Annotated in this window: 9 protein-coding genes; 5 read left to right on the top strand and 4 right to left on the bottom strand. The window is 34.6% G+C overall.

Annotation, left to right across the window (positions count from 1 at the left end; genetic code table 11):
- Positions 1-4: 4 nt before the first annotated feature.
- On the bottom strand, positions 5-1,498 hold the full coding sequence (cysS, locus tag OLM55_RS12025) for a cysteine--tRNA ligase (protein ID WP_264559144.1): 1,494 nt from the start codon (positions 1,496-1,498) through the stop codon (positions 5-7).
- Positions 1,499-1,654: 156 nt separating this feature from the next.
- Positions 1,655-2,326: a GTP cyclohydrolase I FolE gene (gene folE, locus OLM55_RS12020; RefSeq protein WP_264559143.1), complete on the bottom strand. Its 672-nt coding sequence runs from the start codon at positions 2,324-2,326 to the stop codon at positions 1,655-1,657.
- A gap of 156 nt (positions 2,327-2,482) precedes the next feature.
- On the opposite strand from folE, the gene OLM55_RS12015 reads away from it, so the two are divergent.
- The 5 genes from OLM55_RS12015 to OLM55_RS11990 all read left to right on the top strand — a co-directional run bounded on the left by OLM55_RS12015 (position 2,483) and on the right by OLM55_RS11990 (position 11,468).
- Complete coding sequence (locus tag OLM55_RS12015) at positions 2,483-2,908, top strand: hypothetical protein (RefSeq protein WP_264559142.1); 426 nt, start codon at positions 2,483-2,485, stop codon at positions 2,906-2,908.
- Positions 2,909-2,910: 2 nt separating this feature from the next.
- The gene (locus OLM55_RS12010; protein ID WP_264559141.1) at positions 2,911-9,213 is read left to right on the top strand and encodes a T9SS type B sorting domain-containing protein; all 6,303 of its coding nucleotides are present in this window, start codon (positions 2,911-2,913) and stop codon (positions 9,211-9,213) included.
- 787 nt (positions 9,214-10,000) lie between these two features.
- On the top strand, positions 10,001-10,759 hold the full coding sequence (locus OLM55_RS12000; protein ID WP_264559139.1) for a hypothetical protein: 759 nt from the start codon (positions 10,001-10,003) through the stop codon (positions 10,757-10,759).
- Between the two features lie 51 nt (positions 10,760-10,810).
- Positions 10,811-11,206, top strand: coding sequence for a DUF5675 family protein (locus tag OLM55_RS11995; RefSeq protein WP_264559138.1), 396 nt, complete (start codon positions 10,811-10,813; stop codon positions 11,204-11,206).
- Between the two features lie 10 nt (positions 11,207-11,216).
- Positions 11,217-11,468, top strand: coding sequence for a hypothetical protein (locus tag OLM55_RS11990; protein WP_264559137.1), 252 nt, complete (start codon positions 11,217-11,219; stop codon positions 11,466-11,468).
- A 234-nt stretch (positions 11,469-11,702) separates the two neighbouring features.
- On the opposite strand, the gene OLM55_RS11985 is transcribed toward OLM55_RS11990, so the two are convergent.
- Together OLM55_RS11985 and OLM55_RS11980 are read right to left on the bottom strand one after the other, a co-directional pair.
- Complete coding sequence (locus OLM55_RS11985; protein ID WP_264559136.1) at positions 11,703-11,882, bottom strand: hypothetical protein; 180 nt, start codon at positions 11,880-11,882, stop codon at positions 11,703-11,705.
- A 29-nt stretch (positions 11,883-11,911) separates the two neighbouring features.
- Complete coding sequence (locus tag OLM55_RS11980) at positions 11,912-12,334, bottom strand: DUF6943 family protein (RefSeq protein WP_264559135.1); 423 nt, start codon at positions 12,332-12,334, stop codon at positions 11,912-11,914.
- Between the last annotated feature and the right edge of the window lie 526 nt (positions 12,335-12,860).

The following is a 12,860-nucleotide window of genomic DNA, read 5'->3' as shown; positions in this document are numbered from 1 at the left end:
ATTCTTAGTTTATGCTAAATCCAGTTCCGTCTTTGCCATCTTTTAACTGAATGCCAAGCGCAAGTAATTTATCTCTGATTTCATCAGATAAACCCCAGTTTTTATTGGCTCTAGCTTCATCACGCATCTCAATTAACATATTTACAACTCCTTCTAGTTTGTTATTGTCTGAACTTACGCTAGTAGATGTATTTTCTAAATTAAGACCTAAAACATCATTTATAAAAGTATAAAGTGTTTCGTTTAATATTGCAATATCTTCTCTTGTAAGTGTTTCTTTTTTATCATTTACTAAATTAATAAAACGAACAGCTTCAAACAATTGTGCAATTAAAATAGGCGTATTAAAATCGTCATTCATTGCATCATAACACGCTTTTTTCCAACTTTTAATATCTAATGAAGAAGTTAAGCTTGTTTCAAGGTTTTTGCTTAATTTATATGCATCAGCTAATCTATTAAAACCTTTTTCACTAGCAATCATAGCATCGTTAGAAATATCTAAAACACTTCTGTAATGTGCCTGTAAAAAACAAAAACGAACAATATTAGGATGAAAAGCTTTTTCAAAGAAATTATTTTCACCATTAACTAATTCCATTGGTAAAATATAATTCCCAGTCGATTTACTCATTCGTAAACCATTCATAGTTAACATATTAGTGTGCATCCAGTAATTTACAGGAGAAACGCCGTTACAAGCTTTTCCTTGAGCAACTTCACACTCATGATGCGGGAATTTTAAATCCATTCCGCCACCATGAATATCAAATGTTTCGCCTAAATATTTAGTACTCATTGCAGTACATTCTAAATGCCAACCCGGAAACCCAGCTCCCCAAGGAGAGTTCCATCGCATAATATGTGCTGGAGACGCATTTTTCCACAAGGCAAAATCTTGAGGGTTTTTCTTTTCAGATTGTCCGTCTAAATCTCTAGTATTAGCAAATAATTCATCAATATTTCTATTGCTTAACTCGCCATAATTTAACCCTTTTTTATTGTAGGCTAAAACATCAAAATAAACTGAACCTTTACTTTCGTAAGCAACACCAGCTTCAATTAATTTTTCAATCAATTCAATTTGTTCAATAATATGTCCGGTTGCGGTTGGCTCAATAGTAGGAGGTAAGAAGTTGAAATTATCTAAAACCTTATGAAAATCAACTGTATATTTCTGTACAATTTCCATTGGTTCAAGCTTTTCTAATCGCGATTGTTTCACAAATCGGTCATTATCAACATCTCCATCATCTGTTAAATGCCCAGCGTCAGTAATATTTCTTACATAGCGAACATTAAATTCTAAATGTTTTAAATAGCGGTATATTACATCAAAACTCATAAAAGTTCTTACGTTTCCTAAATGTACATTGCTGTAAACTGTTGGTCCACAAACATACATTCCTATGTTTCCTTCATGGATAGGTTTAAAAACTTCTTTGTTTCCTGTAAGTGTGTTGTAAATTTTTAAGTCTTGACTTTTATATAATTGCATGATTATTTTTTTAGGAGCTATTCCTGCTATTCGCTATATCTTTACATTTTATTTCGCAAGCTTCATAAAATGTTAAAGGATACCGCTGCTATCAGGGCTAGGTTCAAAATTAAATAAAAATGATGAATTTAAAAGCTAAATTCATCATTTATATAATTAAAATGTAGTGTCTAATTTTATATAATCGAGAAATTCTCTTCTTGTTTTATCTTCTTTGAATTTTCCACCAAATTCAGCAGTAACCGTACTGCTTTCAATATCACGTATACCTCTAGAGTTTACACATAAATGTTTTGCATCGATTACGCAGGCAACATCTTTTGTACCCAAGACTTTTTGAAGCTCTTCAACAATTTGAATAGTTAAACGTTCTTGTACTTGCGGACGTTTTGCAAAATAATCTACAATTCTATTCATTTTAGATAATCCTACAACTGTTCCATTTGAAATATAAGCAACATGAGCACGACCAACAATAGGTAACAAGTGATGTTCACAAGTAGAATATACAACTATGTTTTTTTCTACAAGCATTTCATTGTACTTGTATTTATTGTCAAATGTAGAAGAACTTGGTTTTTTAGCAGGATTAAGTCCTCCAAAAATTTCTTTAACAAACATTTTTGCAACTCTATTAGGAGTTCCTTTTAAGCTGTCGTCAGTTAAATCCATTCCTAAAGTTATAAGAATGCTTTCTACGTCTTTCTTAATTAATTCAATTTTATCTTCATCAGAAACATCAAAAGCACCTTCTCTTAATGGAGTGTTTGCACTTGTAGCAATATGATTATTTCCTAATTCTTCTTGTAAATCTTCTTTATTTATCATTGTTAATAATAAAATTAATATAGCAATTTTTAGAATTGCAAAGATAAATAATAAACTTTAAATAAAAGTATTTTGTTAAATTTTAAGAAAATAAAAGATTAAAATTAAATTATTGTTAAATTTGCGTATCTACAACTATAATATAAAAACATAAAAATGAAAAAAGTTTACTTTAAAATATTGGTAGTTTTACTAATATGTAATTTTAGTTTTTCTCAAACTAAAACTAATTTCACACTAGAAAATTTTAAAATTAATTTAACTGAATCACCTGCATCTACTTCATATATTGATACTTATGCAAATTTAAAGTGGGACGCTGGCTTAATGAATAAAGAAACTTCTTTAAGTAAGATTTATCTAGAAATTGTTCCTATTATGGACTGCTGGAACAATGTTAATGCTACTGATTTAAAGAAAACCATTTTTATTGATTTAAAAAATGAAAGTGTTAAAAAAGTTAATAATCATATGATTACTCACAAAAATTTGGCATCTAAGTGCTTCAAATGGCGTATACGTTTTGTTGGGAAGCAGGGAAATCAAATGACTTCGTGGAATTATCATTTATTTATTAAATAATTATGAAGAAAATATACTTATTTATTGGTTTGATATTTTCAATAGTATCATTCTCTCAAGGACCCGGTGGAAGTTGTGCAACTATTGCATCTTTTTGTGGAGATTCCTCAGTTCCGTTTAATAACGTTACTAATACTGCTAATTTAGGAGGTATAGGCTGTTTGGGTACTTCACCTAACGGTGCTTGGTATACATTTCAGGTAAGTACACCAGGTTTATTGGAATTTGAAATTTCTCAAACAAATGCTGCTGGAGTAGGAATTGATGTAGATTTTATTTGTTGGGGACCTTTTACATCGGATCCACGTTTAAATCCAAATTTATGTACTACTACTTTAGAAGATTATCCAAATGGTAGTAATGCATCAGCAAATAATGAAGTAGCCTGTAGTTATTCAGCTGCCCCTGTTGAAAATTTTTCAATACCTAATGCTGTCGCTGGAAATTTTTATGTTCTTTTAATAACAAACTATTCGAATCAATCAGGTACTATTACTTTCGATCAAACTAATAATACTGGTGGTACAAATGGTTCTACAAATTGTGAAATTTGTGGTGTTACTCTTGGACCAGATAGATTTATATGTAACTCGTCTGTTTCTTCAGTAACTTTAACAGCGAATTTTTATTCTCCACCAACAACTCCAACAACACTTTCTTATAGATGGTATTTAGGTGGTGCTTTACAAACTACTACTACAACAAATACTTTAACCGTTAATCAAAATGGACTTTGGCGAGTTGAAGTAGATAGAGTCGCTTGTACGCCGACTGAGTATGATGAAATAGTTGTTGATATTGCTTCTGGTATTTCATCAAATAGTATCGGCCCATACTATGGTCAAGCAGGAGAGTGTAATCCAACTTTTGATTTAACTAGTTATTTAAATGATTTAATGACTCCGAATAATCCTGCAAATTATACTTATGAGTTTTATGATTTATCTGACGGTAGCTTAATTCCTGACCCTACAAATTTTACACCTACTTCTACTACCCAAGTAATTATTAAAATTACTCTTGGTATTTGTGAAAGTTTTTCTGATCCAATTGATATTATTGTAGATTGTATTCCAGCTACTTGTTCTTTAACACTTACTTCTGCTGCAGTTACAACTACTCAATCAGTTTGTTTAAATCAACCAATTACAAATATTGTTTATACCCCAGGTGGCTCTGCAACAGGCGTAGTATTAGCTTCTGGTTCTTTTCCAACAGGTGTTACTGGTAGTTTTGCTTCAGGCGTATTTACAATAACAGGTACTCCAACTCAACTAGGAACTTTTAATTATACGGTCGAAACAGTTGGTTGTACTACTAATCTTCAGTTGTCTGGAACAATTACTGTTAATGATCTTCCTTCCTTGACTTCTTTATCAAGTAATAGCCCTATATGTTATGGAGAAGATGCAATTTTCTATTTTGTTGGTACTGCAAACTCTACTGTTTCTTATACTTTAAATGGTGGTTCAACGGTGTTAACAGTTCCTTTAGATGCTTCTGGAAATGGTTCTGTAACAATTGCTGGTGCAACCACAAATAATACAATAAATTTATCTAATATAGCTGTTGGTTCTTGTAATTCAAGTCTTTCAAATTCTGAATCTGTTGTTATTCAAGCGCAGCCTACGGCAGGAACAAACGGAACATTAACTGTTTGTCAAGGAACTACACCAACAAATGCACAATTATTTGCACAGTTAGGTGGAACACCAGATCCTTCAGGAACATGGACAAATTCAGGTCTAGTGTATACATATACAGTAGCAGCTGTTGCGCCTTGTACTGTTAATCCAACTGCTACAGTAACGGTTACAGAACAAGTACAACCTAATGCAGGAACAAATGGTACATTGACTGTTTGTCAGGGAACTACACCAACAAACGCAGAGTTATTTGCACAGTTAGGTGGAACTCCTGATACAACCGGAACATGGACAAATTCAGGACTAGTTTATACATATACAGTAAATGCGGTTGCTCCTTGTACAGGAACGGCTACAGCAACGGTTACTGTTACAGAACAAGTACAACCTAATGCTGGAACAAATGGTACACTGACTGTTTGTGCTGGAACTACACCAACAAACGCAGAGTTATTTGCACAGTTAGGCGGAACACCAGATACAACAGGAACATGGACAAATTCAGGACTAGTGTATACTTATACAGTTGCTGCAACAGCACCTTGTACAGTAAATGCAACTGCTACAGTAACAGTTACAGAACAAGCACAACCTAATGCCGGAACAAACGGAACATTAACTGTTTGTCAGGGAACTATACCAACAAACGCAGAGTTATTTGCACAGTTAGGAGGAACACCAGATACAACCGGAACATGGACAAATTCAGGACTAGTTTATACATATACAGTAAATGCGGTTGCTCCTTGTACAGGTTCAGCTACAGCAACGGTTACCGTTACAGAACAAGTACCACCCAACGCTGGGACTAATGGAACATTAACGGTTTGTCAGGGAACTACACCAACAAATGCAGAGTTATTTGCACAGTTGGGAGGTACACCAGATACAACAGGAACATGGACAAATTCAGGACTAGTTTATACATATACAGTAAATGCTACAGCTCCTTGTACAGGTTCAGCTACAGCAACGGTTACGGTTACAGAACAAGTTCAACCTAATGCCGGAACAAATGGTACATTAACTGTTTGTGTAGGTACAACACCAACAAATGCAGAGTTATTTGCACAGTTGGGCGGAACACCAGATACAACCGGAACATGGACAAATTCAGGTTTAGTGTATACATATACAGTTGCTGCAACAGCACCTTGTACAGTAAATGCAACTGCTACAGTAACAGTTACAGAACAAGCACAACCTAATGCCGGAACAAATGGTACATTAACTGTTTGTGCTGGAACTACACCGACAAATGCAGAGTTATTTGCACAGTTAGGTGGAACTCCTGATACAACCGGAACATGGACAAATTCAGGACTAGTTTATACATATACAGTAAATGCGGTTGCTCCTTGTACAGGAACGGCTACAGCAACGGTTACTGTTACAGAACAAGTACAACCTAATGCTGGAACAAATGGTACACTGACTGTTTGTGCTGGAACTACACCAACAAACGCAGAGTTATTTGCACAGTTAGGCGGAACACCAGATACAACAGGAACATGGACAAATTCAGGACTAGTGTATACTTATACAGTTGCTGCAACAGCACCTTGTACAGTAAATGCAACTGCTACAGTAACAATTACAGAACAAGCACAACCTAATGCCGGAACAAACGGAACATTAACTGTTTGTCAGGGAACTACACCAACAAACGCAGAGTTATTTGCACAGTTAGGAGGAACACCAGATACAACCGGAACATGGACAAATTCAGGACTAGTTTATACATATACAGTAAATGCTATTGCACCTTGTACAGGTTCAGCTACAGCAACGGTTACCGTTACAGAACAAGTACCACCCAACGCTGGGACTAATGGAACATTAACGGTTTGTCAGGGAACTACACCAACAAATGCAGAGTTATTTGCACAGTTGGGAGGTACACCAGATACAACAGGAACATGGACAAATTCAGGACTAGTTTATACATATACAGTAAATGCTACAGCTCCTTGTACAGGTTCAGCTACAGCAACGGTTACGGTTACAGAACAAGTTCAACCTAATGCCGGAACAAATGGTACATTAACTGTTTGTGTAGGTACAACACCAACAAATGCAGAGTTATTTGCACAGTTGGGCGGAACACCAGATACAACCGGAACATGGACAAATTCAGGTTTAGTGTATACATATACAGTTGCTGCAACAGCACCTTGTACAGTAAATGCAACTGCTACAGTAACAGTTACAGAACAAGCACAACCTAATGCCGGAACAAATGGTACATTAACTGTTTGTGCTGGAACTACACCGACAAATGCAGAGTTATTTGCACAGTTAGGTGGAGCACCAGATACAACCGGAACATGGACAAATTCAGGACTAGTTTATACATATACAGTAAATGCGGTTGCTCCTTGTACAGGAACGGCTACAGCAACGGTTACTGTTACAGAACAAGTACAACCTAATGCTGGAACAAATGGTACACTGACTGTTTGTGCTGGAACTACACCAACAAACGCAGAGTTATTTGCACAGTTAGGCGGAACACCAGATACAACAGGAACATGGACAAATTCAGGACTAGTGTATACTTATACAGTTGCTGCAACAGCACCTTGTACAGTAAATGCAACTGCTACAGTAACAGTTACAGAACAAGCACAACCTAATGCCGGAACAAACGGAACATTAACTGTTTGTCAGGGAACTACACCAACAAACGCAGAGTTATTTGCACAGTTAGGAGGAACACCAGATACAACCGGAACATGGACAAGTTCAGGACTAGTTTATACATATACAGTAAATGCGGTTGCTCCTTGTACAGGTTCTGCTACAGCAACTGTTACTGTTACAGAACAAGTTGTTACAGCAAGTTTTTCTACTGGAAACTCAACTGCTTGTTCAGGAAGTTCAATCGTTCTTAACTTTACTGGAACACCAAATTCAACAGTATATTTTACTGATGGTACAAATAACTATAATGTTGTTTTAGATGCAACAGGAACTTATAATTATAACTCAGCTCCATTAAGTTCTTCTGTGACTTATACACTTACAAGTGTAGTCTCAGCAAGTCCATATAATTGTCCGCAGACTATAAATCAAAATTTAAATATAACGATATCTCCACGTCCAACAGTAACTTTTGTCAATAATACACCAAGTATTTGTTCAGGTTCTACAACGGATATTATTTTAACGAGTAATGTTGTAGGTGCTACATTTGCATGGAATGCAGTTGGAGCTCAGGTTAGTGGTTCATCAAGTGGAACAGGAAATACAATTAATCAATTATTAACAACTACATCTAACTCAGTTGGAGAAGTAGTTTATACCGTAATTGCTACAGCAAATGGATGTTCAGGAACACCAGTAGAGGTTAGGGTTCTTGTAAATCCTATTCCTGATGTTGTTGCTTCACCAACTTCAGATGTTATTTGTTCAGGAACACTAACTAATATTTCGTTTAGTGGTTCAATAGCAGGTACAGTATTTAATTGGACAGTAAGTCAGTCAGGCGTTATAGGAGCTACTTCAGGAAGTGGAACAAGTATTCAACAAGTATTGTCTACTACAAGTTTAACCACTTCAGGAACTGCCGTTTACACAGTTACACCAGTTTTAAATGGATGTCCAGGTACTTCAGTTACAGTGACTATAACCGTAAATCCAACACCAGAGATATTAGGAAATCCAACACATGCTCCAATTTGTAGTGGAGGATCAACAAATATTCCAGTATCAGCAATGGATCCAGCAACTGTTTTTAATTATACAGTTAATGCTGTAGGAGTAACAGGAGCATCAGATGGAACAATTGCATTTGGAGTTCCAATTGTACAACAATTGACTACAATTACAAATGTTGCGGGATATGTTGATTATACAATTATTCCAACATTAAATGATTGTTCAGGAACACCAATTGTTGTTCGAGTACGAGTTAATCCATTGCCAATACCAGTATTAGAAGATGGTGCTATTTGTGTTGATTCATCAGGAAATACATTCCAAACATATTATTTCCATACAGGTTTAAGTAATGCTACACATACCTTTGTTTGGTATTATGAAGGGGGTATTATCTCAGGAGCTACATCAACAAGTTATGAAGCAGATGAAGCAGGAAGCTATTCAGTAATTGCAACAAATACTTTGACAGGATGTGTATCAGAGCGAGTATTCGGAACAGTAATAGAGACGAATCCGGCAACATCATTTACTACAACAGTAACCAATGCATTTACAGATAATGCTACAATTGTTGTAAGTGTTCCAGACGGAAATGGTACAATTATGTATCAGATAGATGATGAGGAATTACAATCGTCAAATATTTTCACTGGAGTAAGTGCAGGAGTTCATACTATTACAGTTGTAGATACTCAAGGATGTACTTATATGACCCAAACGGTTACAGTAATAGATTACCCAAAATATTTTACACCGAATGGAGATGGAATTAATGATAATTGGAATGTAATAGGCTTGAAGAATCAACCAGGAGCGAAGTTATACATCTTCGATAGATATGGTAAATTAATCAAGCAGATAAGTACTACTGGAGATGGATGGGACGGTACGTTTAACAATAAACAATTACCATCTACAGATTACTGGTTTACAATAGAATTTGATGAGAATGGACAACAGAGAGAATTTAAAGCTCACTTCTCATTGATTAGATAAAACAAGAAATTAAATAAAATAAAAAAGCAGTACCAAATGGTACTGCTTTTTTGGTTTGTATAAACAAAAAACCCTGTAAATCATACGATTTACAGGGTTTTAGTCTAAAATGAATTTTAAAAAGTGGAGTCGGAGAGAACATGTCTACTCTAATTTGTCCATATTTTATAAGGCTTTACAAAGGTTCTTTTTTTAGGGTAACCGATTTTACCACCTCATTACAGTATTCAAATTGACTTAAATCATATGAGATAAATTTACGAATTATATATCAGAATTAAAAGTAAATAGTTTAATTTTTAAACAAGTTATTAAATTATATGAGGCTCTACATGCTCAATTTTCAATCCAGTATACTCACAGAATTCTATGACGCTAATAAGGCTGCTTTTAGGCTTATTAAAGTCTCTTTTTAGATTATCCAATAATCTAATGCTTTGTCGATAACTCTTTCCTGTAATGCGTTGTATATCCTTTGGATAAATGCATATTCTTTTTACTTTCATTTTCATACTCTATCTATACTTTTGACTAGGCTATGCCATACTTTGTTAATACAGCTAAAATTAATGTTTTTTTCAATCGGTTTTAAGTGGTTATTCTTTAATTTTTAAAAAACTAGAAGGACTTTTAATGACATTTATTTCATTAAATGACATATTGCATAGACAGTAAGTTTTTGCTTTTAAATTTTATTCAAATTTGTTTTTAAATCAATCTAAAAATGTTGCAACGTGATGATGATTGAATGAGTTTTTAACTGATTGTTTAATTAAATTTTGAAGTTATGGCTAGACAGAAAGGCATAATTAAATTAAAAGGTACTATTGGAGATATTACTTTTTACAAAACCCAAGACGGACATTTGGCTCGTGAGAAAGGTGGAATTGATGCAAGTAGAATTGCGAGTGATCCTGCTTTTCAAAGAACACGTGAGAATGGTTCGGAGTTTGGGAGAGCTGGAAAAGCAGGAAAGCTTTTAAGAACAGCTTTTAGACCATTGCTATTGAACTCTGCGGATGGTAGAATGGTGAGTCGTTTGACACAAAGAATGGTGAAAGTTATTCAAGCGGATTTGGTAAGTGAGAGAGGTTTAAGAAACGTTATTGATGGTGAAGCTGAATTGCTATTTGGTTTTGAATTCAATATTCGTGGTAAACTTGGAACTTCTTTGTTTGCTCCGTTTGTAGCGACTATTGACCGAGTAGCTGGTGAGATTTCTGTGGATTTAGCGTCCTTTATTCCTGCGAATATGATTGCAGCTCCTAGTGGAACCACGCATTTTAAAATTATTTCTGGAGGTGCAGAAGTTGATTTTGAAACGGAAACTTTTGTGGTTACTAGTTCTGAAACGGCCATTTTACCTTGGGACAATACAGCTACAACTGCAATAAACCAAGTAAATGCTGTTACTCCTGCAAGTACGAAACCATTGTTTTTGGCTGTTGGAGTTGAATTTTATCAAGAAATTAATGGGCAAATGTATCCGTTGAAAAATGGTGCGTTTAATCCGTTATCACTTGCTAAAGTGGATGGTGGTGTGTAATGGACATCGACAGCACTTCGACAAGCTCAGTGTGACAAAAAAGGTTAAAAAATGGTTTTATTTTTAACTAGAACTTATTTCCCTGACGGAACAAACGGTAAACTCGAATGTGAAGGTAAATTTATTTGTTATACGATTGAATTACCTTGGAAGGATAATGAAAAGAGAGTCTCCTGCATTCCGGAAGGGAAATATTTTATTAGAAAGCGGTATAGTGCTAAATTCAAATGGCATTTAGAAGTTATTGATGTAGAAAATAGAAGTTTAATTTTATTTCATCCTGCTAATAATGCTTTAAAAGAATTGAATGGCTGTATTGCTCCCGTAACAAAACTTTCTGGTCCAGGATTAGGACTAATGTCGAGAAAAGCTTTTGCGAAGCTAAAAGACTTTGTTTACAAAGCTTTGGACAATAAAGAAAGTATTGAATTGATTGTACAATCTTAATTTAAAGATTATGAAAAAAATAATTAGAAGAGCGACAGCTCCTACACCAAAATTTTTTAAAGTGCTTCGAAATATTGGTTTGACTTTAGCTGCCGTTGGTGGAACAATTTTAGCAGCTCCAGTAGCTTTACCTACGATAGTTATTACTATCGGTGGTTATGTTGCTGTAGCTGGAGGTGTTTTGACAGCTGCAAGTCAATTGACCACTACAGATGATGATGCCCTTCGACAAGCTCAGGATGACAACGATGGAAATAAATAATAGTACATCTATTGGAACAATAAGTGGCACATTATTGAGCATGGTACCGAATATTGTATCTGAAGATATTATTAAAACTATATTGTTGGCTAGCATTGGTGCCATTGTTAGTTTTATGATTTCGTTACTGCTCAAGAGTTTGCAAAAGAAGCACAAAAAATAAGTTTAATCTTTGTTGTGGTGACCTTTGGGTTAAACAAAATGAAGCCAAGTCGTGAGACCTGGCTTTTTTTGTTAGACTTCTCCAAATTGATTGAGGACTACCTCAACAACTACCACTTCGGCAGTATTGCAAAACAATTTATTATACTTTGCAAAATCAATGGCTTTGTTCCTGCTATCAAAAGCACCAAAAAACACTCTTGAAGCTTTTGATTTCCAATTATCTGTTTGGAATAATAAAAAAATGCTCATATCCGTAATTTTAAAGGTTAGCAAAAAGATTATTTATTGCAATAGCGGTGTAAAATCACTCTACGCATATCGTTAATAAGGTTAATGTTTTGATGAAATTGATTTTCTTTTTCCTCTAGAATTTTCAACGCTGCAACGTGCTTTACATGCTCTTCGTGTTCTTCCATTAATGCTTTAGATTTAGGGAAAAATTCTTTTTTAAAATCTGGTAATCTTAAAAATGGAATTACAGAGCCAACCAAATGTTGCTGCCAAAAATTAGTTTTCCAAAGACTGTAAGCAATGAAATAGATATTTTCTACATCTTCTTCGCTTTTAAAAATAATGACAAAGCTGTTTGTGAATGGTTCTTTTTGAGGTTTTCCGCTATTCATTCCTTTATTTAGAATAAATAGATGTGGTTGTGCGTAAATTGTGTCCTTCTTGTGGGTTTTAATGATAAAGTTTAGCATAGCTTCCGATTTTAAAGATTAGCTTCTCTTCGGTCTTTATTTCATTTTAAATGCATGAGTACCTCGCTACGCTCGGCACACATATATAATTTCAAAAGAAAAAAAGAAAAAAAAGAAAGCCGTATTTCCAAGTGGAAGGTTTCAAAAAAGCAAGTTTTTTGGATAAAATACTACCTAACAAGGAAGTGTTCAGTAGACAGTTTTTAGTACTCAGTGCAATGCGTTAATTGAAATAATATGGGTGGAGATTTTATCCGAAACCTGAAAGGCTTGAACTTGCTTTTTTGAATACCTGGAACTTATCTTTGCTTCCTTTTTTTTATTTATTTTTTTTGGATTCTGATTCTACTTCTTAACATAAATATATGTGTTTGCTGCAAGCAAACTGCAAACACTTACCTAGTGCGATGGGGCAGTAGCGCAGGCAAGTGTGTTATTTTTTAGTTGTTTATTGGAATTTTGTGATTGATTTTATGATGGATAGATGCCTTTTTGTGAGTGATTAGTAACTAGTGATTGGTGAATA

The sequence above is a fragment of the Flavobacterium sp. N2270 genome (assembly GCF_025947225.1).
GTDB lineage: Bacteria > Bacteroidota > Bacteroidia > Flavobacteriales > Flavobacteriaceae > Flavobacterium.
The sequence above is the reverse complement of the archived record's forward strand: the minus strand, read 5'-3'. Positions and strand labels throughout refer to the sequence as shown.